General features: G+C 40.9%; 29 protein-coding genes, 1 tRNA gene and 1 rRNA gene. 21 read left to right on the top strand and 10 right to left on the bottom strand.

The window, feature by feature from the left end; translation table 11 throughout:
* Window positions 1–137 precede the first annotated feature (137 nt).
* Together rrf and PCY07_RS07135 are read left to right on the top strand one after the other, a co-directional pair.
* Window positions 138–253: ribosomal RNA gene (gene rrf / locus PCY07_RS07140) — 5S ribosomal RNA — on the top strand.
* A 5-nt stretch (window positions 254–258) separates the two neighbouring features.
* Window positions 259–332 (top strand) — tRNA-Asn (locus PCY07_RS07135).
* Between the two features lie 279 nt (window positions 333–611).
* Here the strand turns inward: PCY07_RS07135 and PCY07_RS07130 are convergent.
* The gene (locus PCY07_RS07130; protein WP_013904712.1) at window positions 612–1,967 is read right to left on the bottom strand and encodes an aspartate kinase; all 1,356 of its coding nucleotides are present in this window, start codon (window positions 1,965–1,967) and stop codon (window positions 612–614) included.
* Window positions 1,968–2,209: 242 nt separating this feature from the next.
* Here PCY07_RS07130 and PCY07_RS07125 point away from each other — a divergent pair, with 242 nt between their 5' ends.
* The 13 genes from PCY07_RS07125 to PCY07_RS07065 all read left to right on the top strand — a co-directional run bounded on the left by PCY07_RS07125 (window position 2,210) and on the right by PCY07_RS07065 (window position 12,873).
* On the top strand, window positions 2,210–2,998 hold the full coding sequence (locus PCY07_RS07125; RefSeq protein ID WP_014712690.1) for an enoyl-CoA hydratase: 789 nt from the start codon (window positions 2,210–2,212) through the stop codon (window positions 2,996–2,998).
* A 95-nt stretch (window positions 2,999–3,093) separates the two neighbouring features.
* The gene (locus PCY07_RS07120) at window positions 3,094–3,528 is read left to right on the top strand and encodes a MarR family winged helix-turn-helix transcriptional regulator (RefSeq protein ID WP_003003993.1); all 435 of its coding nucleotides are present in this window, start codon (window positions 3,094–3,096) and stop codon (window positions 3,526–3,528) included.
* Complete coding sequence (locus PCY07_RS07115; protein WP_049499914.1) at window positions 3,528–4,502, top strand: beta-ketoacyl-ACP synthase III; 975 nt, start codon at window positions 3,528–3,530, stop codon at window positions 4,500–4,502. The genes PCY07_RS07120 and PCY07_RS07115 overlap by 1 nt, the downstream gene beginning before the upstream one ends.
* A gap of 57 nt (window positions 4,503–4,559) precedes the next feature.
* The gene (locus PCY07_RS07110) at window positions 4,560–4,784 is read left to right on the top strand and encodes an acyl carrier protein (protein WP_003003892.1); all 225 of its coding nucleotides are present in this window, start codon (window positions 4,560–4,562) and stop codon (window positions 4,782–4,784) included.
* A gap of 114 nt (window positions 4,785–4,898) precedes the next feature.
* The gene (fabK, locus tag PCY07_RS07105) at window positions 4,899–5,864 is read left to right on the top strand and encodes an enoyl-[acyl-carrier-protein] reductase FabK (protein WP_013904716.1); all 966 of its coding nucleotides are present in this window, start codon (window positions 4,899–4,901) and stop codon (window positions 5,862–5,864) included.
* A 22-nt stretch (window positions 5,865–5,886) separates the two neighbouring features.
* Entirely contained in the window at window positions 5,887–6,807 is a 921-nt protein-coding gene (fabD, locus tag PCY07_RS07100; protein WP_247920033.1) for an ACP S-malonyltransferase, read from the top strand.
* Window positions 6,808–6,819: 12 nt separating this feature from the next.
* The gene (fabG, locus tag PCY07_RS07095) at window positions 6,820–7,554 is read left to right on the top strand and encodes a 3-oxoacyl-[acyl-carrier-protein] reductase (protein WP_003010456.1); all 735 of its coding nucleotides are present in this window, start codon (window positions 6,820–6,822) and stop codon (window positions 7,552–7,554) included.
* Between the two features lie 61 nt (window positions 7,555–7,615).
* Window positions 7,616–8,848, top strand: coding sequence for a beta-ketoacyl-ACP synthase II (gene fabF / locus PCY07_RS07090; RefSeq protein WP_003010454.1), 1,233 nt, complete (start codon window positions 7,616–7,618; stop codon window positions 8,846–8,848).
* 3 nt (window positions 8,849–8,851) lie between these two features.
* On the top strand, window positions 8,852–9,340 hold the full coding sequence (accB, locus tag PCY07_RS07085) for an acetyl-CoA carboxylase biotin carboxyl carrier protein (RefSeq protein WP_301356663.1): 489 nt from the start codon (window positions 8,852–8,854) through the stop codon (window positions 9,338–9,340).
* Window positions 9,337–9,762: a 3-hydroxyacyl-ACP dehydratase FabZ gene (fabZ, locus tag PCY07_RS07080; protein ID WP_003004019.1), complete on the top strand. Its 426-nt coding sequence runs from the start codon at window positions 9,337–9,339 to the stop codon at window positions 9,760–9,762. Before accB ends, fabZ begins: the two co-directional genes overlap by 4 nt.
* 13 nt (window positions 9,763–9,775) lie before the next feature.
* Window positions 9,776–11,140 carry an acetyl-CoA carboxylase biotin carboxylase subunit gene (locus PCY07_RS07075; RefSeq protein WP_301356662.1) on the top strand — a complete coding sequence of 455 codons (1,365 nt, stop codon included), beginning with the start codon at window positions 9,776–9,778 and terminating at the stop codon, window positions 11,138–11,140.
* A 103-nt stretch (window positions 11,141–11,243) separates the two neighbouring features.
* A complete protein-coding gene (gene accD / locus PCY07_RS07070; protein WP_301356661.1) occupies window positions 11,244–12,110 on the top strand; it encodes an acetyl-CoA carboxylase, carboxyltransferase subunit beta in 867 nt (288 codons plus the stop codon).
* The gene (locus PCY07_RS07065) at window positions 12,103–12,873 is read left to right on the top strand and encodes an acetyl-CoA carboxylase carboxyl transferase subunit alpha (RefSeq protein ID WP_021154504.1); all 771 of its coding nucleotides are present in this window, start codon (window positions 12,103–12,105) and stop codon (window positions 12,871–12,873) included. Before accD ends, PCY07_RS07065 begins: the two co-directional genes overlap by 8 nt.
* 42 nt (window positions 12,874–12,915) lie before the next feature.
* Here PCY07_RS07065 and serS read toward each other — a convergent pair whose 3' ends face one another.
* From serS to PCY07_RS07030, 7 genes are all read right to left on the bottom strand, one after another.
* Window positions 12,916–14,193, bottom strand: coding sequence for a serine--tRNA ligase (gene serS, locus PCY07_RS07060; protein ID WP_041818457.1), 1,278 nt, complete (start codon window positions 14,191–14,193; stop codon window positions 12,916–12,918).
* 217 nt (window positions 14,194–14,410) lie between these two features.
* A complete protein-coding gene (locus tag PCY07_RS07055) occupies window positions 14,411–14,779 on the bottom strand; it encodes a DUF956 family protein (protein ID WP_023920226.1) in 369 nt (122 codons plus the stop codon).
* 80 nt (window positions 14,780–14,859) lie between these two features.
* Window positions 14,860–15,771 carry a PTS system mannose/fructose/sorbose family transporter subunit IID gene (locus tag PCY07_RS07050; protein ID WP_155200063.1) on the bottom strand — a complete coding sequence of 304 codons (912 nt, stop codon included), beginning with the start codon at window positions 15,769–15,771 and terminating at the stop codon, window positions 14,860–14,862.
* Between the two features lie 18 nt (window positions 15,772–15,789).
* Entirely contained in the window at window positions 15,790–16,593 is an 804-nt protein-coding gene (locus tag PCY07_RS07045) for a PTS mannose/fructose/sorbose transporter subunit IIC (RefSeq protein WP_013904726.1), read from the bottom strand.
* Window positions 16,594–16,620: 27 nt separating this feature from the next.
* Window positions 16,621–17,610, bottom strand: coding sequence for a PTS sugar transporter subunit IIB (locus PCY07_RS07040; RefSeq protein ID WP_003010431.1), 990 nt, complete (start codon window positions 17,608–17,610; stop codon window positions 16,621–16,623).
* 366 nt (window positions 17,611–17,976) lie between these two features.
* Complete coding sequence (gene adhP / locus PCY07_RS07035) at window positions 17,977–18,999, bottom strand: alcohol dehydrogenase AdhP (RefSeq protein ID WP_013904728.1); 1,023 nt, start codon at window positions 18,997–18,999, stop codon at window positions 17,977–17,979.
* Between the two features lie 189 nt (window positions 19,000–19,188).
* A complete protein-coding gene (locus PCY07_RS07030) occupies window positions 19,189–20,001 on the bottom strand; it encodes a Cof-type HAD-IIB family hydrolase (protein ID WP_003018455.1) in 813 nt (270 codons plus the stop codon).
* A gap of 175 nt (window positions 20,002–20,176) precedes the next feature.
* On the opposite strand from PCY07_RS07030, the gene PCY07_RS07025 reads away from it, so the two are divergent.
* The 4 genes from PCY07_RS07025 (at window position 20,177) to PCY07_RS07010 (ending at window position 23,976) form a co-directional block, all read left to right on the top strand.
* Window positions 20,177–21,598 carry an NCS2 family permease gene (locus PCY07_RS07025; protein WP_003018462.1) on the top strand — a complete coding sequence of 474 codons (1,422 nt, stop codon included), beginning with the start codon at window positions 20,177–20,179 and terminating at the stop codon, window positions 21,596–21,598.
* Between the two features lie 192 nt (window positions 21,599–21,790).
* Entirely contained in the window at window positions 21,791–22,246 is a 456-nt protein-coding gene (gene tsaE / locus PCY07_RS07020; protein WP_003018467.1) for a tRNA (adenosine(37)-N6)-threonylcarbamoyltransferase complex ATPase subunit type 1 TsaE, read from the top strand.
* The gene (locus PCY07_RS07015) at window positions 22,239–22,769 is read left to right on the top strand and encodes a GNAT family protein (RefSeq protein ID WP_013904730.1); all 531 of its coding nucleotides are present in this window, start codon (window positions 22,239–22,241) and stop codon (window positions 22,767–22,769) included. Before tsaE ends, PCY07_RS07015 begins: the two co-directional genes overlap by 8 nt.
* 13 nt (window positions 22,770–22,782) lie before the next feature.
* Window positions 22,783–23,976, top strand: a complete 1,194-nt coding sequence (locus PCY07_RS07010; protein ID WP_301355805.1) for an LCP family protein — start codon at window positions 22,783–22,785, stop codon at window positions 23,974–23,976.
* Window positions 23,977–23,997: 21 nt separating this feature from the next.
* On the opposite strand, the gene PCY07_RS07005 is transcribed toward PCY07_RS07010, so the two are convergent.
* Both PCY07_RS07005 and PCY07_RS07000 read right to left on the bottom strand, forming a co-directional pair.
* Window positions 23,998–24,288, bottom strand: coding sequence for a hypothetical protein (locus PCY07_RS07005; RefSeq protein ID WP_003018523.1), 291 nt, complete (start codon window positions 24,286–24,288; stop codon window positions 23,998–24,000).
* 12 nt (window positions 24,289–24,300) lie between these two features.
* Complete coding sequence (locus PCY07_RS07000) at window positions 24,301–24,714, bottom strand: HIT family protein (protein ID WP_003018459.1); 414 nt, start codon at window positions 24,712–24,714, stop codon at window positions 24,301–24,303.
* Between the two features lie 67 nt (window positions 24,715–24,781).
* Here PCY07_RS07000 and PCY07_RS06995 point away from each other — a divergent pair, with 67 nt between their 5' ends.
* Window positions 24,782–25,513: an ABC transporter ATP-binding protein gene (locus PCY07_RS06995; protein ID WP_013904732.1), complete on the top strand. Its 732-nt coding sequence runs from the start codon at window positions 24,782–24,784 to the stop codon at window positions 25,511–25,513.
* A complete protein-coding gene (locus PCY07_RS06990; protein ID WP_301355803.1) occupies window positions 25,510–26,565 on the top strand; it encodes an ABC transporter permease in 1,056 nt (351 codons plus the stop codon). Before PCY07_RS06995 ends, PCY07_RS06990 begins: the two co-directional genes overlap by 4 nt.
* The last annotated feature ends 10 nt before the right edge of the window (window positions 26,566–26,575 follow it).

The following is a 26,575-nucleotide window of genomic DNA, read 5'->3' as shown; positions in this document are numbered from 1 at the left end:
TGGAAGTTGTGTGAGCAATGGAGCGGACTAATACTAATAGCTCGAGGACTTATCCAAAGAGTCAGAAGATATTGACAAAGTTAGGTTTAGTTTGTTAGAATATAGATATTCAATTTTGAATGTTTAAACATTCAGAGTTAAGTGACGATAGCCTAGGAGATACACCTGTACCCATGCCGAACACAGCAGTTAAGCCCTAGAACGCCGGAAGTAGTTGGGGGTTGCCCCCTGTGAGATAAGGAAGTCGCTTAGCTTGATTCCGCCATAGCTCAGTTGGTAGTAGCGCATGACTGTTAATCATGATGTCGTAGGTTCGAGTCCTACTGGCGGAGTATATTCAAAGAGGTCAATTATTTACCTCTTTTATTTTTTAGAAAAAGCTCTATTAGGCAATTGGAGCTTCAGAATGTATACAATCCCAATAAACAATAGAAAATTTCTATTTTGAGGTTGCTTACCATATAATGGAAACTCTTAGGAATGCTGATATAGTACTATTTTTAAGAGTTTTTTGCTTTCTCTGGTAAAAAAAAAGATTGAAGAAAGTAATCAAAATTGATTTTTTCTTCAATCCGAAGTACCTGTTAAGTAACGGAACATTTATCTATTTATTAGTTATTTGAGAAAAATGCATTATATAAAGCTTTAATGGCTTTTTCTTCTTGGTTTTTACTTACAACGAACATAATGGAAACTTCACTAGAACCTTGTGAAATCATTTGAATATTAACTTCATTTTCTGATAGTGCTTTGGCTGCAGTTGCCGTAACCCCAACTTGACTTTTCATTTTTTCACCAACAATCATAATGATTGAAAGATCATGTTCAATCTCAGCTGTGTCAACTTCAAGTTTCTGAGTTAATTGTTTTAAAATTTCTTGTTCTTTAATTGGAGTGAGTTCACGTGAACGTAAGATTATAGATAAGTCATCGATACCAGTTGGCATGTGTTCCCAACTAATGTTAAGATCTTCTAGTACTTGTAAAACTTTACGACCAAAGCCAACTTCACGGTTCATGAGGTATTTGGTCATATTGATACTTACGAAACCTGAATCACCTGCGATTCCTACTACAGTTACATGATCATTAGAATGTTCTAAAACAATTCTTGTACCAGGATGATTTGGATTGTTTGTATTTTTTATTACTAGAGGAATTTTACCTCTGTATGCTGGTACGAGAGCCTCATCATGCAAGACAGAAAAGCCAGCATAGGCTAATTCACGCATCTCTTTGTAGGTTAACTCAGGAATCGAGTGGGGATTTTTAATAATACCAGGGTGTGCAGCAAATATTCCATTGACATCCGTAAAGTTTTCGTATAAGTCTGCTTTTACACCAGCAGCAATGATTGATCCTGTAATATCAGAACCACCACGAGAAAATGTACAAATGTCCCCATCTTGGGTAACACCAAAGAATCCTGGAACGACAATCACTTCACTTGAATCTTTTAGTTCTTCAATTTTATCGTAACTAGATGGCAAAATCCGAGCGTTGGAAGGTTCTGCAGTAACGGTAATTCCTGCTTCTTTTGGATGAATATATCTTGATTCTAAGCCATTTTGATTGAAATAAGCAGCAATGAGTTTAGCATTGTTATTTTCACCAGCAGCTAGGAATGCATCGTATGTAAATGGGTTTCCTTTTTTGGGTAAATTTGTCAAATCATAGATATCTTCAGCAATTTCTTGAATAATGGATTCTTTGAGACCCAATTCTTCCGTAATAGCACGATAACGCTCTATAATCCACTGTTGTGTTTGAGTAACATCCTTATCTGAAGTAAATTCTTTATAATATCGAATCAGAGCATCTGTTACTTTTGTATCTTCTGCATTGCGTTTACCTGGAGCCGATACAACTACAAACCTTCTTTCTGGATCATCTTTAATGATATCAAGTACTTTTTTTAATTGAGAAGCTGATGCTAGAGAACTTCCACCGAATTTTGTTACTTTCATGTTTTCTCCTTAATAGTTTTCATTAATACATTATACCAAAGTTCAGTTATTGATACAATTTATTTCCTGATAGGAAATAGTATTTGTAACTTCTGAGGCAAAAGGTTGAAACTATTCAAACTTTACAATTTTGTTACATCATATAGATATATTTTACTAATTTTATTTTTTGTGGTATGATATGTTATAATTCATAAGTTTTAATATCAAAATATTTAATATTAAAACAAAAGGAGTCTGAGATGTTTGAAACAATTTTGTATTCAGTTGAAAATGACCTAGCAACGATTTCTTTAAATCGTCCTGAGGTATCAAATGGTTTTAACATTCCAATGTGTCAAGAAATTTTAGCTGCTTTGGAAGATGCAGAAACCAATGAGGAAGTTAAATTCATTATTCTGTCAGCAGAAGGAAAAATCTTTTCAGTTGGTGGGGATTTGAGCGAAATGAAACGTGCAGTTGATGCGGATGACATCGAGTCTCTTGTCTTAATTGCGGAATTGGTTAATACTATTTCGAAGAAAATTAAACAATTGCCTAAGCCAGTTATCATGGTGGCAGATGGAGCTGTCGCAGGGGCAGCAGCAAACATTGCAGTAGCTGTTGATTTTTGTATTATTAGTGAGCGGACAAAATTCATTCAGGCTTTTGTTGGGGTTGGTTTAGCACCAGATGCAGGTGGTTTATTCTTATTAGGAAAATCTATTGGAATGTCTCGTGCTACTCATTTAGTAATGACGGGTGAAGCCCTGAACGCTGAAAAGGCATTTGATTATGGCCTAGCTTACCGTGTATGTGAATCTGATAAACTCGATAAGACGGTAGATCAACTGCTTAAAAAATTAAGAAGAGGATCTTCAAATTCTTATGCTGCTATGAAAGAGATGGTATGGGAAGCATTCCTGAAAGATTGGGATCAATATGCGGGTCTTGAATTGGAATTGCAAAAGAAACTAGCTTTTACGGAAGATTTTAAGGAGGGGGTTATTGCCTACTCTGAAAAACGACGTCCACAATTTAAAGGAAAATAAATTTGTATTTTTTCTGTGTTTTTTGAAAAAATGCTTGCAAATTATTTTCATTTTTGATACAATTCGACTGTCAAAGTAATTTAGGAGGTGGAGTTTTGAATTACCAATTAGTTAACGATTATTTAACATCCATCTTTAATAATGTTTTGGTTATTGAGGAGTCGAGCCTAAGAGCAAGTCGATTCAAAGATGTTTCTATAAAGGAAATGCATACGATTGATGTGATTGGTTCGACACCGAATGCAACACCGAGTGATATTTCACGGGAGTTGATGGTGACTTTAGGGACTGTCACGACAAGTTTGAATAATCTTGAACGCAAAGGGTATATCGAAAGAAGAAGATCAGAGGTTGATCGCCGGGTTGTACACTTAAGTTTAACGAAAAATGGTCGTCTCCTTTATCGTCTTCATCAGCAATTCCATAAACGGATGGTCAACCAAATTATTGGAGATATGAGTCCTGAAGAGAAGAAAGTGATGCAAAAGGGGTTACAGAATTTGTATCGTTTCTTGGAGGAAATCAAATAATGGTCTTTGCTAAAATAAGTCAAGTTGCTCATTATGCACCTGACCAAGTCATATCAAATGATGATTTGGCTGAGATCATGGATACTAGTGATGAATGGATTAGCAGTCGGACAGGAATTCTTCGTCGTCATATTTCAAGAGCGGAAATGACAAGTGATCTTGCAACAGAGGTTGCTAAGAGACTGTTGGAAAAATCTAAATTATCCGCAGAAGATCTTGATTTCATCATTGTTGCTACGATTACACCAGATAGCTTAATGCCTTCTACTGCTGCTCGAGTCCAAGCCAATATTGGAGCCTCGCGAGCATTTGCCTTTGATCTGACAGCGGCTTGTAGTGGATTTGTATTTGCGTTATCGACAGCTGAAAAATACATTTCATCTGGAATGTATCAGAGAGGGATTGTGATCGGTAGCGAGACGCTTTCAAAGGTCTTGGACTGGTCGGATCGATCCACCTCTGTGCTTTTTGGTGATGGAGCTGGGGGTGTCTTACTTGAAGTTAGTGATCAAAAAACATTTTTAGCTGAGAATCTGTATACGGACGGGAGTAGAGGTAATAGTTTGGAATCTTGCTATTTGGGTCTATCTTCCCCTTATTCAGATGAAGTTTCTCATCGAAAATATCTGACAATGGACGGACGAGCAGTTTTTGATTTTGCTATTCGTGATGTAACGAAAAGTATTCAAAAAATTATAGCAGACGCCTCTATGGAAGCAGAAGAGATTGACTATTTTCTGTTACACCAGGCGAATGACCGAATGTTAGATAAGATGTCAAAAAAACTGGGTGTCTCTAGAGAGAAAATCCCAGCAAATATGATGGAATATGGGAACACTAGTGCTGCTAGTATCCCCATTCTATTATCGGAGTGTGTCGAGAATCATCGAATCAAGATGGATGGAAGTCAAAAGATCCTTCTAACAGGATTCGGTGGAGGTTTGACATGGGGCACACTTCTTGTTACAATCTAGTTAAACATGTGGAAACACATTTTAAAAATTTATTTATTATTTTTAAGGAGGCCAATCATGGCAGTATTTGAAAAAGTACAAGAAATTATCGTTGAAGAACTTGGTAAAGAACCATCAGAAGTAACTCTTGAATCTACTTTCGAAGATTTAGAAGCAGATTCTTTGGATTTGTTCCAAGTAATCTCTGAAATTGAAGATGCATTTGATATCCAAATCGAAACTGAAGAAGGATTGTCTACAGTTGGTGATCTTGTTGCTTACGTAGAAGAAAAAACAAAATAATGATAGATGAGAGTATCGAAAGATATTCTCTCTTGTTTAGGTAATAGTTTGAGGCTCAAAGAAACAGTCATACAAACTCAAACTATTACTTAAGCGAAAAATGAGGTAGGAATTATGCAAACACGAATTACTGAACTATTGAATATTAAGTATCCAATCTTCCAAGGTGGGATGGCTTGGGTAGCTGATGGTGACTTGGCCGGAGCGGTATCAAATGCCGGTGGTCTTGGAATCATTGGTGGTGGAAACGCTCCAAAAGAAGTTGTTAAGGCTAACATTGATAAGGTGAAGTCTATTACAGATAAGCCTTTTGGTGTAAATATCATGCTTTTGTCCCCATTTGCGGATGACATTGTTGACCTGGTGATTGAAGAAGGTGTAAAAGTTGTTACAACTGGCGCTGGAAATCCTGGGAAATACATGGATCGTTTCCATGAAGCAGGGATCACTGTCATTCCAGTGGTTCCGTCTGTTGCCCTTGCAAAACGGATGGAAAAATTGGGTGCCGATGCGGTGATTGCAGAAGGCATGGAAGCTGGAGGTCACATTGGTAAATTGACGACCATGACCTTGGTTCGTCAAGTGGTTGAAGCTGTTTCTATTCCAGTAATTGGTGCTGGAGGTGTCGCTGATGGTTCCGGTGCTGCAGCTGTCTTTATGTTAGGCGCTGAAGCTGTTCAGGTGGGAACTCGTTTCGTGGTTGCTAAAGAATCTAACGCTCACCAGAACTTTAAGAATAAAATCTTGAAAGCGAAAGATATTGATACGGTAGTTTCAGCATCAGTTGTTGGACACCCTGTTCGTGCGATCAAGAATAAATTGGCTTCTGCCTATAACCAAGCTGAAAGAGATTTCTTGGCAGGTAAGAAGACTCAAGAAGAAATTGAAGAATTAGGAGCAGGTGCCCTTCGCAATGCCGTTGTTGATGGAGATGTTGACAATGGATCTGTAATGGCAGGTCAAATTGCTGGTCTTGTGAGCAAGGAAGAAACTTGTGCTGAAATTCTAGAAGATATCTATTATGGTGCAGCCAAGGTGATTCAAAGAGAGGCTGCTCGTTGGGCAGATGTAAACGTCTAAAAACGTCGAAAGGATTAGGATAGTGACAAAACGTGCGTTCTTATTTGCTGGTCAAGGGGCTCAGAAATTGGGCATGGCGAGCGATTTGTATGCGGCTTATCCCGTTGTTAAAGAGACATTTGATACGGCTAGTCGTATTCTAGGTTATGATTTGCGTGAATTGATTGATTCTAACGAAGAAAAACTGAATCAGACACGCTATACTCAACCAGCTATTTTGACAACGTCAGTAGCCATTTATCGTCTCTTAGTAGAAAATGGTATCACTCCTGATATTGTTGCCGGTCTCTCTTTGGGGGAATATTCTGCCCTGGTTGCGGCTGGAGCTCTTTCGTTTGAAGATGCAGTAGCTTTGGTTGCGAAACGAGGTGAATTCATGGAAACGGCAGCTCCCGCTGGAAGTGGGAAAATGGTTGCTGTTATGAATACAGACCCAAGTTTGATCGAGGAGATTTGTCAACAAGCATCCGAAAAGGGTGTAGTAACACCAGCTAACTACAATACGCCAGCACAAATTGTGATTGGTGGTGAGGTTGCGGCTGTGGACTATGCTGTGGAACTATTGCAGGAAGCAGGTGCCAAACGCTTGATCCCTTTGAATGTGTCAGGTCCATTCCACACAGCTTTACTTAAATCAGCTAGTCAAAAATTGGCGGCTGAACTAGAAAAAGTATCATTTAATGATTTTGATCTTCCTTTAGTTGGGAATACAGAAGCTACTATCATGAAGTCAGAAGATGTGAAAGCACTTTTGGCCCGTCAAGTAAAAGAACCGGTTCGTTTCTATGATTCAATTGCTACGATTCAAGAATTTGGTGTAGATGAGGTCATCGAAATTGGACCTGGAAAAGTCTTGTCAGGATTCTTGAAGAAAATTGATAAAACTCTTCCAACTCATAACGTCGAAGATCAGGCTAGTCTAGATGCACTTCTGAATGCTTAAAACGAGGTAAAGATGGAACTTAAAAATAAAAATGTTTTTGTAACAGGTTCAACACGCGGAATTGGATTGGCTGTGGCTCATAAATTTGCGAGTCTCGGTGCTAATGTTGTCCTAAATGGACGTTCTGAAATTTCTGAGGACTTGCTTGCGCAGTTTGCTGACTATGGTGTGACTGTTGTTGGTATTTCTGGGGATATTTCTAATGGCGAAGATGCGCAACGTATGGTAGCTGAAGCAATTGAAAAGCTTGGAAGTGTTGATGTTTTGGTCAATAACGCTGGCATCACAAACGACAAGTTGATGTTGAAAATGACTGAAGAAGATTTTGAACGGGTCTTGAAAATCAACTTGACAGGTGCCTTTAATATGACTCAAGCTGTCTTAAAACCGATGTCTAAAGCTCGTCAAGGGGCCATTATCAACATGTCCTCTGTTGTTGGTCTAATGGGGAATATCGGTCAAGCGAACTATGCGGCTTCAAAAGCTGGTTTGATTGGTTTCACTAAATCAGTAGCGCGTGAAGTTGCGGCTCGTGGCGTTCGTGTGAATGCCATTGCACCTGGTTTCATTGAATCAGATATGACTGATGCTATTCCAGAGAAAATGAAAGATGCCATGCTAGCTCAAGTGCCAATGAAACGAATTGGTCAAGCTGAAGAAGTGGCAGAAGTTGCGGCTTTCTTGGCAGGTCAAGAATATTTAACTGGTCAAACAATTGCCATTGATGGCGGCATGACTATGCAATAATGAATGCTCACTGATCGAAAATCACTTACTTAAATATCCATCCGACAAAAGGAGAATATATATGTCTACAAATCGTGTTGTTGTTACAGGTTACGGTGTAACCTCACCAATCGGAAATACACCAGAGGAGTTCTGGAATAGCCTTCATGAAGGAAAAATTGGAATCAAGCCCATTACGAAATTTGATGCTTCTGAAATTCCAGTCTTTAATGCTGGTGAAATTCAAGATTTCCCATTCGATAAATATTTTGTGAAAAAAGATCAAAATCGTATGGATACATACTCATTGTATGCAATCTATGCTGCGATGGAAGCTATTGAAAATTCAGGCTTGAATATGGAAGAAGAAGACCGTGATCGTGTAGGCGTGATTGTATCATCTGGTATCGGTGGTTTGCAAGAATTGGAAGATCAAATTATCCGGATGCATGAACGTGGGATGAAGAGAATCCAACCAATGTTTATTCCAAAAGCTCTTTCAAACATGGGTGCTGGAAACATCGCACTTAAGATTGGGGCTCAAGGGGTATGTAAATCCGTGACAACAGCTTGTGCTTCTGCTAATGATGCAATTGGTGAAGCTTTCCGTGAGATTAAATTTGGTATGCATGATGTTGTTTTGGCAGGTGGTGCTGAAGCTTCGATTACTAAGATTGGTATCGGTGGTTTCAATGCTCTTACGGCCCTTTCAACAACGGAAGACCCAGAACGTTCATCTATCCCATTTGACAAAGACCGTAATGGTTTTGTGATGGGTGAAGGTGCAGGGGTTCTCGTTATTGAAAGCTTGGAACATGCTCAAAAACGTGGTGCTAACATCTTGGCTGAGATTGTTGGTTACGGATCAAACTGTGATGCTTATCATATGACAACACCAACCCCAGATGGTTCAGGTGCGGCTAAAGCGATTAAATTGGCGATCAATGAAGCGGGTATCAAACCTGAGGATGTCGATTATGTCAATGCACATGGTACCTCTACACCTGCTAATGAAAAAGGTGAAAGCGGAGCTATTGTTTCTGTACTTGGTAAAGAAGTTCCTGTATCATCTACTAAATCATTTACAGGACACTTGTTAGGTGCTGCTGGTGCAGTTGAAGCGATTGCTACTATCGAAGCGATTCGTCACAGCTTTGTACCAAAAACTGCTGGTACTAAAGAATTGTCTGACTATATCGAAGCAAACGTTGTTTATGGTGAAGGTCAAGAAGCGGATATTCAGTACGCTATCTCAAATACCTTTGGTTTTGGAGGACACAATGCTGTTCTGGCCTTTAAACGTTGGGAGGGTTAATTCATGAATATTTCTGAAATCAAAGATTTGTTGGCTCAATTTGATGCGTCAACTTTGCGTGAATTCTCATATAAAAATAATGGCGAAGAATTGAATTTGAGTAAAAACCAAACGAGTTCAGTTGCGGCTACACCGGTTGCTCCTGCACTTGAAGTGGTAGCAACTCCTCAAACTCCTGTAGTAGCCCCTGTTGTTGAAGCACCAGCAACCCCAGCTGTAGCGGCTGAACCAGTTGCTGCTCCAGCTCAGGCTGCAGAAGGTGATGTGGTTGAAAGTCCATTGGTTGGGGTGGCTTACTTGTCGCCAGCTCCGGATAAACCAGCCTTTGTATCTGTAGGAGATAGGGTCACTAAGGGTCAAACACTCTTGATTATCGAAGCCATGAAAGTGATGAATGAAGTCCCAGCACCAAAAGATGGGGTAGTCACTGAAATTTTAGTAACGAATGAAGAAATGGTTGAATTTGGAAAAGGATTGGTTCGAATCAAATGACAATTGATATTAATGCTATTCGTGAGGCTTTGCCGCATCGTTACCCAATGCTTTTGGTGGATCGCGTTTTAGAAACAAGCGAAGATACGATTGTTGCCATTAAAAACGTGACAATTAATGAACCATTTTTTAATGGACATTTTCCACAATATCCTGTTATGCCAGGTGTTCTCATCATGGAAGCTTTGGCACAAACAGCAGGTGTACTAGAGTTGTCAAAACCTGAAAATAAAGGAAAATTAGTCTTTTATGCAGGGATGGACAAGGTGAAGTTTAAAAAACAAGTCGTTCCAGGAGATCAACTGGTGATGACAGCTACTTTTGTCAAACGTCGTGGAACCATTGCTGTTGTTGAAGCGAAAGCAGAGGTAGACGGTAAGCTTGCAGCTTCAGGAACGCTTACGTTTGCAATTGGAAATTAAGAAAGGCCTATCTATGTTTCGTAAGATCTTAATCGCCAATCGTGGTGAGATTGCAGTACGCATTATTCGTGCGGCTCGTGAACTTGGCATCGAGACGGTTGCAGTGTATTCTACTGCTGATAAAGAAGCCTTGCATACCTTACTAGCGGATGAAGCAGTCTGTATTGGACCTGCTAAATCAACAGAGTCTTATTTGAATATGAGTGCTGTCTTGTCTGCAGCTGTTCTAACTGGTGCAGAAGCTATCCACCCTGGTTTTGGATTTTTAAGTGAAAACTCAAAATTTGCGACCATGTGTGAGGAAGTGGGCATTAAATTTATTGGTCCTTCTTCTAAAGTCATGGATTTGATGGGGGATAAGATTAATGCTCGTAAACAGATGATCAAAGCAGGAGTGCCTGTTATTCCTGGATCAGATGGTGAAGTGTATACTGCTGAAGAAGCCCTCGAGATTGCAGAGCGTATTGGTTACCCTGTGATGTTGAAAGCATCTGCAGGAGGCGGTGGCAAGGGAATTCGGAAGGTTGAAAAACCAGAAGATTTGGTTGCTGCTTTTGAATCTGCTTCCTCAGAAGCTCAAGCTGCTTTTGGGAATGGTGCCATGTATATGGAGCGGGTGATTTATCCGGCACGCCACATTGAAGTACAGATTTTAGCGGATCAGCATGGACATGTCATTCACTTAGGTGAACGCGATTGCTCTCTTCAACGAAATAACCAAAAAGTTTTAGAAGAATCCCCTTCAATTGCTATCGGAAAAACGCTTCGTAATCAAATTGGTTCTGCTGCTGTTCGGGCTGCTGAATCAGTTGGGTATGAGAATGCTGGAACGATTGAATTCTTGTATGATGAAGGCAAGGGTGAGTTCTACTTTATGGAAATGAATACCCGTGTGCAAGTAGAGCATCCTGTCACGGAATTTGTAACAGGAGTTGATATCGTTAAGGAACAGATTAAAATCGCAGCTGGCCAAGAATTATCCGTTACTCAAGAGGATATTGTCATTAAAGGCCATGCGATTGAATGCCGGATCAATGCGGAAAATCCTTCCTTCAACTTTGCACCTAGCCCTGGTAAGATCACTAATCTCTATCTTCCAAGTGGTGGGGTTGGCTTGCGTGTGGATTCTGCTGTGTATCCTGGGTATACGATTCCACCATACTATGATAGTATGATTGCTAAGATCATTGTCCATGGGGAAAATCGCTTTGATGCACTGATGAAAATGCAGCGTGCTCTTTATGAGTTGGAAATCGATGGTGTCACCACCAATAGCAGTTTCCAGTTGGATTTGATTTCAGATTCACATGTGATCGCTGGTGATTATGACACTGCATTTTTGATGGAACAATTCCTTCCAAATTATAATAAGGAATGATGAAAAAGCCTGGACTTGTGAGGGAAGTATGAACATCATCTTCACAGTTTCAGGCTTTTATAGTAATGCTTCAGATACTGTAGCATATTATAAGGAGTAAGTAATGGCATTATTTTCTAAAAAAGATAAATATATTCGGATCAATCCGAATAGGTCAGCCTGGAAGGAGCCTCAGCCAAAACCTGAAGTTCCTGATGAACTATTTTCACAATGCCCAGGTTGTAAACATACCATTTACCAAAAGGATTTAGGTAGTGAACGAGTATGCCCGAATTGTGGCTATACCTTCCGTATTTCTGCTAAAGAACGCTTGGCGTTGACAGTGGATCCAGCTAGCTTTGAAGAAATGTTTACAGGAATCGAAACGACAGATCCTTTGAATTTCCCAAATTATAAGAAGAAATTAGCAGCAGTGCGGGAAATGACAGGACTGGATGAAGCTGTCCTGACTGGAGCTGCCTTGATTAAAGGGCAAAAAGTTGCGCTTGGGATCATGGATTCCAACTTTATCATGGCTTCAATGGGTTCTGTAGTAGGCGAAAAACTTACTCGTTTATTTGAATTTGCGACAAAAGAAGAATTGCCAGTTGTTCTCTTTACTGCTTCCGGTGGTGCTCGGATGCAAGAAGGAATCGTGAGTTTGATGCAAATGGCAAAAATTTCTGCGGCTGTTCAACGTCATTCTAAAGAAAAATTATTCTATTTGACGGTATTGACAGATCCGACAACCGGTGGGGTAACGGCTTCATTTGCTATGGAAGGTGATATTATCATGGCAGAGAGTCAGGCCTTGGTTGGTTTTGCTGGTCGACGCGTGATTGAGTCTACTGTACGTGAACAATTGCCAGATGATTTCCAAAAAGCAGAATTTCTACAAGAACATGGATTTGTAGACTTGATCGTGGAGAGAAGCCAAATCCGAGCAACAGTTGGACAATTATTGGCCCTTCATGGAGGTAAACATGAGTAAAATAACACAGATTATTAAAGAGGCACGTGACCAAGGAAGATTGACTGCGCTTGATTTTGCTCAAGGAATTTTTGATGATTTTATCGAATTACATGGAGATCGAAACTTCCGTGATGATGGTGCGGTGATTGGTGGGATTGGACGATTAGGCGATCAAACGGTTACAGTCGTTGGGATCCAAAAAGGAAAAAATCTTCAGGATAATCTAAAACGTAATTTTGGGCAACCCCATCCAGAAGGCTATCGAAAAGCTTTGCGCCTCATGAAGCAAGCGGAGAAATTTGGTCGTCCAGTTGTGACCTTTATCAATACAGCGGGTGCTTATCCTGGTGTTGGTGCTGAAGAACGAGGACAAGGGGAAGCCATTGCCCGCAACCTCATGGAAATGAGTGATCTAAAAGTTCCAATTATCGCGATTATCATCGGAGAAGGTGGCTCTGGTGGTGCCTTGGCTCTTGCTGTAGCAGATAAGGTCTGGATGCTTGAAAATTCCATCTATGCGGTCTTGAGTCCAGAAGGTTTTGCCTCTATTCTTTGGAAAGATGGAAGCCGTGCCATGGAAGCAGCAGAGTTGATGAAGATTACTTCTCACGAATTGTTAAATATGGAAATTGTCGATAAGGTGATTCCCGAGCATGGATTTTCGAATGGGGAACTACTGGCTCAAGTGAAGAAGGAATTACAGGAAGAGTTAAAGGTTTTACAAGCTTTACCTCTCGAAGAGCTTCTGGAGCAACGCTACCAACGTTTTCGTAAATATTAAAAAACTGAGCTTGCAATTTGCAAGACTCAGTTTTTTTAAACTTTATTTTGGTGCGATGACTTCTGCGCCACCCATGTATGGGCGAAGGACTTCTGGAATGGTCACAGAACCGTCTTCGTTTTGGTAGTTTTCAAGAATAGCAGCGACGGTACGTCCGACAGCTAACCCTGAACCGTTCAAAGTGTGAAGGAGTTTTACCTTGCCATCTGCTTCATCACGATAGCGGATTTGCGCACGGCGAGCTTGGAAATCTTCTGTATTAGAACAGCTTGAGATTTCACGGTAGGTGTTTTGCGCTGGAATCCATACTTCCAAGTCATAAGTCTTGGCAGCTGAGAAGCCCATGTCTCCCGTTGAGAGAGCTACCACACGGTATGGAAGGTTCAGTTTTTGAAGGATATTTTCAGCATTGACAACCATTTTTTCCAATTCATCATATGATTCTTCTGGTTTGGAAAATTTCACCATTTCAACCTTATGGAATTGGTGCAAACGGATCAATCCACGAGTATCACGACCGGCTGAACCAGCTTCTGAACGAAAAGATGGACTCATAGCAGTGAAGTAGATTGGAAGATCTTTCCCATCAAGAATTTCATCGCGGTAGTAGTTTGTCAAAGGAACTTCGGCTGTTGGAATGAGGACATAATTGGTATCGCTAAGTTCAAAAGTATCTTCCTTGAATTTTGGATACTGACCAGTACCAAACATAGAATCATGGTTGACCATGTAAGGAGGGATGACTTCAGTGTAGCCTTCCTTACCATGTTCGTCCAACATGAAGTTGTAGATGGCACGTTCTAAGCGAGCTCCAAGTCCTTTGTAGAAGAGGAAACGAGCACCAGTAACTTTAGCCCCGCGTTCCCAGTCAAGGATATCAAGGTCTTCGCCTAAATCCCAGTGAGCTTTTGGTTCAAAGCCAAATTCGCGAGGTGTTCCCCAACGGCGAACCTCAACGTTGTCATCCTCATCTGCTCCAACAGGAACACTGTCAGCGGGGATGTTTGGAAGGGTAGTGGTGAATTCAGTCAATTTCGCATCGATTTCAGCTAATTCTGTATCTAATGCTTTGACTTCAGCAGAGAGGGTTTGCATGGCAGCAATCTTATCATCTGCATTTTCCTTGTTACGCTTTGCTTGAGCGATTTCAGCAGATACGGTGTTGCGCTCTGCTTTGAGATTTTCTACTTTGACTAAGATGTCTCGACGTTTGGCATCGATTTCTTTCATTTCATTCAAAATAGCCGCATCTACTCCACGTGTTGCCAATTTTTTAGCAACTGTATCAAATTCTGTACGAATCCGTTTAATATCTAACATAGCTTCTCCTTTAACAAAAAACACACCTGTTACAGTGTTGGAGTGGCAGAGCCACGGTTCCATCCAACTTCACAGGTGTGCACTTGATTCAATATTGTATTTTAACTAAACGGTAGAATTTCAATTAAGATTTCTATCTGCTCGCAGCAACCGCAGACTTTCTGAAAGAGACTCTTAACTTACTTATCCGTTTGCGTCTATTATACAAGAAAAGATCCTATTTTGCAAATAGATTTTTAATTTTAGCCGTGATGATTTGGATCAACGTAGGAAGTTTGACAATTTTATCATTTCCCAGATGTTCCCGAGCAATCTTTAAAATTTTTCCAGAGTCTTTTGAAGCAAAGAGAAATTTTGATTCTCTGGTATAGATTTCAAAATGGCGGCTAATTTTACGTCCGGATACATTGGCTCCGATTCGCTCGATTTCTTGCCAGGGAATTTGGATGTAGTCTTCAACATTAGCATCCGCATAAAATTCAAAAGCGGCATTCCCGACTAGGATTTTTCCAACCTTTCCCCCCACTCCAAGGTAAGAAACCCCTGTAGTATGGAATTCAACGGTTTTATTCAATGATTGAGCCATGAGATCCTCCTGTATTGCTGTTCACTCCATTATATCATAATAAAAAGAAGGCCGAAACCTTCTTTTTAGTTGATCTTTGCTTACATCAAGCCAGCAACGTGTGCTAATACACCGATTACAAAGAGAGCGATGATGATAGTGATTGGAGATACTTTTTTCTTCAACAACCACATACAAGCAAAAGTAAGAAGCAATCCCATCAAACCAGGAATCAATGAATCCAAGTTTTGTTGGAAAGTTGTAACTTTTTCAGGTGTTTGAGATAGGCCTGAACCAACTTGCGCGAAGGCTTCTTGAATTCCTTTGAAACCTTCAGGAAGTTTATCCCAGTGGATATAAGCTTTGTCGTCTAATTTGACAGAAGAAACATTAAAGATGAATTTAATAGATACCCAACGTTCTACCAAGACAGCGAGGATGAACATCCCAAGGATAGAAGCCCCTTTAGTGATGTCTTGCAAGATCCCACCAGACATATCTTTGGTAATTTCAGAACCTGCTTTGTAGCCAAGTTCTTGCGTGTACCACAAGAAGGCCATACGAATCGCATTCCATGCGATAAAGAAGATGAGTGGACCAAGGATATTACCAGACGCAGCAAGTGATGCACCAAGAGCCCCAAGAATTGGACGTACTGTAAACCAGAAGACTGGATCTCCGATACCCGCCAAAGGACCCATCATACCAATTTTAACCCCTTGGATGGCAGCATCGTCAATCGCAGCACCGTTTGCTCTTTCTTCTTCAAGAGCAAGTGTTACCCCGATGATAGGAGCAGCAACGTATGGGTGAGTGTTAAAGAATTCCATGTGACGTTCAAGAGCAGCCGCTTGGTCTTCTTTCTTCGTGTAAAGTTTTTTGATAGCTGGGATCAATGAGTAGGCCCAACCCAAGTTTTGCATCCGTTCATAGTTCCAAGAACCTTGCAAGAAGGTTGAACGCCACCAAACTTTTTGACGATCTGATTTAGATAATTGTAATTTTTCAGTCATGATAGTGTCACACCTTTCTTAATAGTCTTCGAGAATGTCGCCGATTGGATCGTTAGAAGTAGCGGCTCCGCCACCTCCATTGCCACCTTTCTTAGAAAGAGTAAGGTAGATCAAGGCAAGGGCAACACCAATCGCTCCAAGAGCGATCAAAGTTAATTGGCTAACAGCTGCAAGTGCAAAACCGATGGCAAAGAATGGCCATACTTCACGGCTAGCCATCATGTTGATAACCATGGCATAACCAACGGCTACAACCATACCACCACCGATTTGCATTCCATCAGCGAGCCATTTTGGCATTGCTTCAAGAGCAGTTTTGACAGTTTCAGCAGGAATCATCAACAAGAGGGCTGCAGGAATAGCGATACGAAGACCTTGAAGAAGAAGGGCCACAAAGTGAGCACGTTCTACACCTTTGATATCACCTTTTTTAGCAGCAGCATCGGCAGTGTGGACCAAACCAACGGAAAGGGTGCGGACGATCATTGTCAAGAAAAGACCAGCAACTGCAAGTGGAATAGCGACACCTTGAGCGACAGCGATTCCTTTTGCACTGAAGTCTCCCCCAAGTACCATGATGATGGCAGCAGCGACAGATGCAAGGGCAGCATCGGGCGCAACTGCGGCACCAATGTTTGCCCAGCCAAGTGCAATAAATTGAAGTGAACCACCAAGCATAATGCCAGCAGTCAAATTACCTGTTACCAAACCGATTAAGGTACAAGCAACAAGGGGTTGGTGGAATTGGAATTGGTCAAGGATACCTTCAAGACCTGCTAAGAAGGCAACAACGACCACTAATACCATAGAAATAATAGACATGTTTAAAATCCTTTCGTAAGTAATCGATTATTGAACGTTAGCTTTGTTAATTAAGTCAAACAAATCTTTCTTAGAGTCATTTGGCACTTTACGGACGTCAAATTCTACTCCAAGATCACGCATTTTTTCAAATGTAGCTACGTCATCTTTATCCATTGACAACACATTGTTAACCATGGTTTTACCAGTTGAGTGGGCCATTGAACCAACGTTCAGGGTTTTAATCGGAACACCACCTTCGATGGCGCGAAGAGCATCTTGAGGTGTTTCAAATAAGATCAAAGCATGGGTATTTCCAAAACGTGGATCTTTTGCAACGTCGATCAATTTTTGAATTGGGACAACGTTTGCTTTCACACCATTTGGTGCCGCTTGTTTGATCAATTCCTTACGGAGTTCATCTTTGGCAACAGAATCTGAAGCAACAATGATCCGATCGGCTTTTGAATCAGGTGTCCAAGCAGTTGCAACTTGTCCATGAAGAAGACGTGTATCTAAGCGGGCAAGGTTAATCTTGAGTTTTCCATCTCCGATAACTGTTCCTTCTGGAATAGCAGCTTGGGCTACAGGAGCAGCAGCAGCTGTACTAGCTTCTTCAACAGGATTCAATTCTTCTGGAAGAGCTTTGACACCGTCTTTTGCTTCCTTGATGATGTTTGCAGCGACTTGATCAACGCCGGCATTTGCATCCATCAAACGCTCTGTATAAGCTTGAATCAACATCGGAAGGTTCAATCCTGTGATGATCGCAAATTTACGATCTGGATTTTCTCCCATGACGCGACTTGCTTGGTTAAATGGAGAACCACTCCAAAGGTCAGCCAAAACCAAGACTTCATCTTCTGCATCAAATGCGGCAACAGCTGCATTAAATTTAGCATAGAGATCATCCGGGCCTTCACTTGGCATGAACGTAACCACTTGAACTTTCTCTTGATCCCCAAAGATCATCGAGCCGGATTGGTGGATTCCAGCTGCAAATTCACCGTGGCTAGCAATAATGATACCAATACTCATTATTGACATTCCTCCTTATAAAATTTGTTTGACTTTCAGTTTAAGAAAACTTTAAGCTACTTTATTATAAATCGTTTTCACACTTAAGTCAATTTTTCTATCAAAATCTCGGTATAAAAATATTAACTTGTTATATTGAGTTATCGTTAGATAAAAATTGAATGCTATTGAATGGCTCTCGTTTATTAGTTGATGATGGCAGAAGAAATCAATGATATGTAGGTTTCATAGTTCAATAAAAAGATTCCAACAATCGATCTATATCTCCAAAAATAAAAAATAAATATATAATAAATTGTAAAATAGAGTGATTGGGAGCACTAAAAAAGACTAGCCCAGTTGGGCTAGTCCTGTAGGTTCAGTTGTTTAGTTTGTAAAGTCAAGTACCATACGTCCTTGAATGGTTCCGGCTTCCATTTCGTCAAAGACTTTGACCGCATCTTCTACTGGACGTTTTTGAACGACAGGGACTACCAAGCCTTCTGCCCCAAATTGGAAAGCTTCTTCCAAGTCTTTACGAGTTCCTACAAGAGAACCAATGACTTGGATACCATCTAATACAGTTTTCACAATGCTGAGGTCCATCATTTCAGAAGGAAGACCAACTGCGACAACGCGGCCACCTGCACGAACAGAATCTACTGCTTGGTTGAAAGCTACTTTAGAAACAGCTGTTACGACAGCAGAGTGAGCTCCACCATTTGTTTTTTCTTTGATCAATCCTGGGACATCTTCAACTTCGCGACCGTTGATGACAAAGTCTGCACCAATTTCTTTCGCCAATTCTAGTTTATCATTGTTGATATCGACAGCAATGACATGTGCGTTGAAGACTTTCTTAGCATATTGAACACCCAAGTTTCCTAGTCCACCAGCTCCATAGATAACGATCCATTGTCCTGGTTCAGCTTTGGCTTCTTTGATGGCTTTGTAAGTTGTAACACCTGCACACGTAATAGAAGAAGCTTGGGCAGGATCTAATCCTTCAGGTACTTTCACTGCATAATCTGCAGTAACGATACATTGTTCAGCCATTCCTCCATCAACAGAGTAACCAGCATTTTTAACAGTCCGACAAAGAGTCTCGCGACCAGTTGTACAGTATTCACAAGTTCCACATCCTTCGAAGAACCAAGCAACACTGACACGGTCACCAACTTTAAGGCTCTTAACATCTGGAGCAACTTCTTTAACAATACCGATTCCTTCGTGTCCAAGAACACGGCCTGGAACTTTACCGAAGTCTCCATGTGCGACGTGCAAGTCAGTGTGGCAGACACCACAGTATTCGATTTGAACAAGAGCTTCCCCTGTTTCAAGTGGTCGCATTTCTTTGTTCGCAACAATTTCAACACCGGTACCTTCTGGATTTACAACAACAGCTTTCATTTTGTTCCTCCTTAAGTGAACGAGAAGCGGTTTAGAATTTTTGAAAGCGCTTCTTTAATAACTATATTAATAATATCACAAACTTATCTATTGAACAATAAAAAAATGGGAAAAAAGGGAGGTATTGATTAACCGATTAAGGATTTAGGGGACAAAAAGACATGAGGGCGTAACTCATGTCTGTTAATATTATAAGAATAATTGTATTAATTGGCGCGCGACACCATCTTCATTATTCGTGAAATCAGTGATGGAGTCTGCATAGGGGAGAAGGACGGAGCTGGCATTTTTCATAGCGTATCCATGACCGGCTAGAGCTAGCATGTCGGTATCGTTGTGCTCGTCTCCAAAGGCAATCAAATCCTTCTGATCCATATTGAGTTTATCCAGAAGGTAGGTCAGAGCAGAAGCTTTGGTCACATTTTTTGGATTGCATTCCAGAATATTTAAGGGACCACCCCAAGTATTGATAGACAGATTGTAGTCATAATGCCGATTCATTTCATCTGCCAGAGCATATTTGTCTTCCGCTTTCGTTTGAAAGAGAATACAGTTTGGGTCGCTCGTTACCCGTTCGGGGTTGAATTGATTTTCTGGTTGGAAAGATTCAATACCGAATAGTTTAGGGTCTGCAACGTGCTCATTTGGATCGGTAATAAAGAATTTATTGCGGTATTCGCCAGCGATAAAGTCTGCCTGGATGGTATCCCGGTTGGCGACCATATCTAGCAGGTATTTTTTATCTAAAGTCAAGCATTGTTCATCCACCCATTTTTTCTCTGGGAGATGCGTTAGGGAGCCATTAAAATTGATCATCGGGGTATCTAGCTCCAATTGTTTGTAATAGGTATGTGCCATGCGGTAGGGACGACCTGTCGTAATAATGATTTTATGGCCAAGGGAACTAATCTTTTTAATCGTATCAATGGTAAAGTCGCTCAATTTGCTTTCGGAATTCAAGAGAGTTCCGTCTAGATCTAGAGCGATCATTTTTTTGTGCATATTTTGGTTCCTTTCGAGGAGAATGAGACCATTATATCAGAAAAATCGGAAAACCGCTTAAAAATAGAGAAGAGAAGCGGGATTTCTTGAAAGGCGAAAGATCTTTTGGTAGAATAGATATAACGTTCGCAAATTGATTGGGAGCGAGAATGATAAAAAAGGAGTTTATTCTGAAATGGATAAGTTTTTCAAACTTTCAGAACATGGAACCACTGTTCGGACAGAGGTTCTTGCTGGTTTGACAACCTTTTTTGCGATGAGTTATATCCTCTTCGTAAACCCTCAAATGTTGTCACAAACAGGTATGCCAGCTCAAGGGGTCTTCCTTGCAACGATTATTGGATCCGTTGTCGGGACCTTGATGATGGCTTTTTATGCCAATTTACCTTATGCACAAGCACCAGGAATGGGCTTAAACGCTTTCTTTACCTTTACCGTTGTATTTGGTATGGGCTACTCATGGCAGGAAGCTTTGGGAATGGTCTTCATTTGTGGTGTGATTTCATTAATTATCACATTGACAAATGTTCGGAAGATGATCATCGAATCGATTCCGACCGCTCTTCGCTCTGCTATTTCAGCGGGGATCGGGATTTTCTTGGCCTATGTTGGAATTAAGAATGCAGGATTTTTGAAATTCACGATTGACCCTCATACCTATACAGTGGTCGGAGAAGGGGCAGATAAGGGGAATGCAACGATCTCAGCCAATGCATCTGCTGTTCCAGGCTTGGTTGATTTTAACAATCCAGCTGTCCTCTTGGCTCTTGTTGGTCTTGCGATTACCATCTTCTTTGTTGTCAAAGGGATTAAGGGAGGCATTATCCTTTCTATCTTAGTGACGACTGTGCTTGGAATTCTCATCCATGTGGTTGATATCACTAAAATTGACTTTGCAAGTAACCATCTAGGAGCTGCCTTTAATGATTTGGGCACGATCTTTGGTCAAGCTTTGGGTTCGAAAGGATTGGGTTCGTTGATTTCAAATACCTCTCGTTTACCTGAGACCTTAATGGCCATCTTAGCCTTCTCCTTGACTGATATTTTTGATACAATTGGAACTTTAATCGGTACGGGTGAAAAAGTTGGGATTGTTGCGACAAATGGGGAAAACCATCAATCAGCGAAATTAGATAAGGCCCTCTATTCAGACCTAGTAGCGACTTCAGTCGGAGCCATTGCAGGAACTTCAAATGTAACGACTTATGTCGAATCTGCAGCCGGTATTGGAGCTGGTGGACGAACTGGTCTGACAGCCTTGGTTGTAGCGATCTGTTTTGCTATTTCAAGTCTCTTTAGCCCTTTGTTAGCGATTGTACCGACCGCTGCAACAGCACCAATTTTGATTGTTGTTGGGATCATGATGTTGAGTGGCTTGAAAAATATCCATTGGGAAGATATGTCAGAAGCAGTTCCTGCTTTCTTCACCTCTATCTTTATGGGCTTCAGCTACTCGATTACACAAGGGATCGCTGCTGGATTTATCACCTATAGCTTGGTGAAAGTGGTTAAAGGAGAAGCTAAAGAAGTGCACAGCATGATTTGGATTTTAGATGTTCTCTTTATTTTAAACTACGTTAGTATGGCCTTGAATTAGTTTTCAGGGAAATATTCAAAAAGGAATGGGGTGACTCCCATTCTTTTTTGGAAGGATAAACAAAGTGTTCAAACAGGAGTTTATGGGAGAAACTTGCTTTTTTCCCCTAGGATTCCCCATCACAAGAAGTCTTTACTCGAACATTTTTTAAAAGAAAGAGCAGAATTTAAAAAAGTTTGATATAATAGAGGAATGATTAGTCACAATGAAATGGAGCTGATCGCTCTAGGAAAACAGCTAGGAAAACTCTTAGAAAAGCAAGACGTAATCATCTTATCAGGTGATCTAGGGGCAGGGAAAACGACCTTTACAAAGGGAATTGCAAAGGGGTTAGGGATTGATCAGATGATTAAAAGCCCGACCTATACCATTGTTCGTGAATACGAAGGCCGCTTGCCTTTATACCATTTGGATGTTTACCGGATTGGGAATGATCCAGATTCTATTGATTTAGATGATTTTCTATTTGGAGATGGTGCTACCATTATTGAATGGGGAGAGCTGATTGAGCCGAGTCTCTCGGATGCTTATCTAAAAATTTTTATCCGAAAATTGGAAGAGGGGCGAGAGTTAGCTTTTGAAGCTCATGGAGCGCGTGCAGAGACTTTACTAACATCCTTTGAGCAGGTGGGAAAAACGGATGACTAAGGAAAAGGAAGTGACATTAGAAATTCGGCAAGCTGAAAGTGCAGACGCGGCTCTTGTCGTTGATTTCTTAAATCGAGTCGGGAAAGAGTCAGATTACATGACGCTAGATGAAGCTGGGATTGGCATGTCTCCAGCAGATATGGAGCATTTTCTAACGGTGCAAGAGATGGCGGATAACCGGATTTGCCTCTTGCTATTTCTAGATCAGGAACTGGCGGCTTTGTTAAATATTACTGCAGCTTCTCAACGGTCCATTCAGCATATTGGTGATGTCTTTATTGTGGTTCAAAAAGCTTATTGGAATCAAGGACTTGGACAGATCTTACTGGAAGAAGGGCTTGAGTGGGCACACTCGACTGGTCTTCTTCGCAAACTAGTCTTGAATGTCCAAGTACGTAATGAACGGGCGATTCACCTGTATAAAAAATTAGGTTTTGAAATCGAAGGTTGCCAAGCTCGTGGAGCTTGTTCAGCTGAAGGAGAATTCTTAGATGTTTACCTTATGGGGAAACTGATAGATTAGAGAGAGATTCTATATGGTTAAAAAGATTATTTTGATGTTTTTGAGTTTATTGACGGTAACAGTGATTGGGGTTGGAGCGTATGGTCTTACCATCCTTAACCAAACGACTGGAACTCTCAGTAAGACTTATAAGGGCTTTGGAAATGAGACCAATGTCATTGCAGAAAACAAGCCAATGACTATCCTTTTGATGGGGGTTGATACAGGTAGTGGTTCTCGGGAAGATCCTTGGGCCGGAAATAGTGATACCATGATTTTGGTGACTGTCAATCCTCAAACAAAAGAAACAACCATGACAAGCTTGGAAAGAGATATCCTAACCAATATTACTTCAGATGGCGAAACAGTCCAAGCAAAATTGAATTCAGCTTATGCTCAAGGCGGTGCCAAATTAGCCATTAAGACTATTCAAGATCTTTTGAATATCCATATTGACCGCTATGTCATGATCAATATGAAGGGGTTGGTTCAATTAGTGGATAAGGTTGGTGGCATCACGGTTAACAATCCATTCGACTTCGATATCTCGATCGAGGAAAATGAGCCAGAATATACGGCTAAGATCTCACCAGGACGTCAGGAGATTAATGGGGACCAAGCACTCGTTTATTCACGGATGCGCTACCAAGACCCAGAAGGAGACTACGGACGTCAAAAACGCCAGCGTGAAGTGATCAAAAAGATTGTTGAGAAAGTTTTAAGCCTCAATAGTTTGAGTCATTACAAAGGAATCATTGAGTCTGTTAGTGACAATATGCAAACCAACATTTCACTTGATAGCAACAGTCTTCTTCAATTGTTAGGATATAAAGATGCCCTTTCAACGATTCATCAGTACCAGCTGAAAGGAGAAGATGCCACCTTAGCAGATGGCGGAAGTTACCAAATTGTGACTTCAAAACATATCTTAAAAATTCAAAATATTATCCGCAAAGCTTTGGGTATGAAAGAAATAAAAACATTGAAAACCAATGCTTATCTGCTGGATGGGGATGATAGTTTGAAGGGGAACTCTTCTCAAGTTGATAGCCAAGTTCCAGCATCTGAGGAAGCTCCAGTATACCAAGATTTTTATCAACAACCGGTTGTCCCATCGAGCCAGGATACGGGAGTGGTGACACCTCAAAGTTCTGTTGCACCAGTGACACCAGTTGCTCCTGCAGCTACAGAGTCGAGCAGTGTGACACCTGCGGTACCTTCAGAATAAGAAAAAAACGATTGAGTCTTCTCAATCGTTTTTACCTGGTTGCCAGATGTCTTGAATTTCTTTTAGAGAGGCTGTTGCTTGTTGACGAAACAGTTTGGTCTTGTATTGGAAATCCGTTACCAATTCTTGAAGATTGGTCTTTTGGTCTTGGATAATATCCAGATTGCGTTGGATTTTTGCTAGGTTATCTTGAATTCCCTTGACCAATTGGCTGGATTCAGTCACCTCTGTTTTGATTTCTTTGCGGTTTTTTACCAGGTGGTAGCTAATGCTAGCTCCTGTTGCAAACCAAAAGAGATTTTTTAGTTTCATATGGCCTCCTTTTTAACTGTTTTTGATGGTTTCTGCGAGAACTGCTAGTTGTTCAAAATTAGGCTCGTGTTCAGTAAATGAAATGGCAAGCTCATCTTGATCGGAATAGCGAGGGATAATGTGGACATGTGTGTGAAAAACGGTTTGTCCAGAAACTTCTTCCATGTTGCTGATGATATTCATTCCCTTAGCTTGGGTAGCTGTTTCTACTTTTTTTGCAACTTTAGAGACACGTGCAAATAGTTGAGCTGTGGCGGTTTCGTCCATCTCTAAGAGGTTGCGAGCGTGTTTTTTTGGAACCACTAACGTATGACCTGGTGTAACCTGAGAGATGTCCAAAAATGCGAGGACTTCCTCGTCCTCATAGACTTTGGAGGAAGGAATGTCGCCAGCTATAATCTTACAAAAAATACAATCATCAACCATAAATACACCTCATTTAGACTAAATTTTGTTATAATATAAGAACATTATACCAGAAATTGGAGAAAATATGTTAGAAATCAACAAGTTGACAGGGGGCTATGTCAACATCCCTGTCCTGAAAGAGGTGAGTTTTTCAGTTCCGGATGGCCAACTGATTGGTTTGATTGGACTAAATGGAGCTGGGAAGTCAACCACGATTAATGAAATTATTGGTCTCCTGCATCCTTATGCTGGGGAAGTACGGATTGACGGCCTGAGCCTTCCAGAAGCTCCAACTGACTATCGTAAAAAAATCGGCTATATTCCAGAAACCCCTAGTCTATATGAAGAATTAACCTTGAGAGAGCATATCGAGACCGTAGCTATGGCCTATGATTTAGACATGGATCAGGTCATGGGGCGCGTCCAGCCCTTGTTGGAACGATTTCGTTTGGCTGAAAAATTAGATTGGTTCCCGACCCAGTTTTCAAAAGGGATGAAGCAAAAGGTCATGATTATTTGCGCCTATGCAGTGGATCCAAGTCTTTATATTGTCGATGAACCCTTTTTGGGATTGGATCCTGTTGCGATTGCAGATTTGATTCAGTTATTGGCAGATGAGAAAGCAAAAGGAAAATCGATTTTGATGAGTACCCACGTTCTGGATTCGGCTGAAAAGATGTGTGATGGTTTTGTAATCCTCCATAAGGGTCAGATCCGAGCACAAGGGACCTTAGATGAGTTGCGTTCAACTTTTGGGGATGAGAAGGCAAGTCTAAATGATATCTATATGACCTTGACAGAAGAGGAAACAGCATGAAAGAGTTGATGAAAAAACGGCAACAAACGTTTCGAACTCAATGTGTAAAATATAGCCGCTATGTTCTCAATGATCATTTCGTCCTCTTTATGCTGGTTTTCATAGGATTTCTGGCGGTTCAATACAGCCAATTCTTGAAAGATCTACCCAAAGATACAAGCCTGATCCGCTGGAGTCTCATGATTGGCTTGCTCCTCTTGGTTCCGATTGGCTCCATTGCGACCTACTTAGAGAAGCCCGATGCTTTATTCCTTTTAGTAAAGGAAGAGGAAGTGAAGAGTTATATCAAAGGGCAGGCCAAGAAGTCATTTGTGTTTTGGTTTTTGATTCAAAGTTTTGTCCTTCTATTATTTGTTCCTCTTCTTCTTGCAACGGGGCTGGATAAACTTGCTATTGTAGCTTATATCCTTGTCTTAGGGGTGGCTAAAAGGGCTGTTTTTAGCTGGAAGGAAGCGCGATTCTATCAGGATGGAAATTTGAATTGGACCTTGGCCATTGCTCGTGAGAATGCAAGGAAACAATTGATCCTTCGCTTCTTTGCCTTGTTTACAACGGTGAAGGGCATTACCAACAGTGTCAAAAGAAGAGCTTACTTGGATGGTTTCTTAGGGCTTCTTCCCAAAACACATGGGAATACTTGGCTTTACTTATATATGCGCTCCTTCCTACGGAATGGAGATCTTTTCTCTATGACTCTACGACTCTTGGCTCTTTCCATTCTCGCTATCATCTTTATTCCCCAGCCTCTCGTAGTGATTGCCCTTGTAGCCTTGCTCAATTACTTGGTTATTTTTCAATTACTGGGGCTTTACAGTGCTTTTGATTACCAACCGTTGACCCTCCTTTTCCCGATGAAAAAGGGCAGTAAAAAGGCAGGGTTGAACAAAACGATTCAGCTGGTCATGAGCATGATAACGGTGATAGAAGGGGGGATTGGCCTAGTCTTTATTTTAGATAAAGTCCTGTTGTTGGGCTTATTGGCTTATACAGTTGCTTTAACCCTGCTTTATCTTCCATTTAAGATGACGCGCTTGGTTGACGAAAATCGTTAAAATTAGTAAA

Origin of the sequence: Streptococcus sp. SP1, assembly GCF_030440005.1 — a bacterium.
Lineage (GTDB): Bacteria > Bacillota > Bacilli > Lactobacillales > Streptococcaceae > Streptococcus > Streptococcus parasanguinis.
This window is presented reverse-complemented; position numbering and strand designations above follow the sequence as displayed.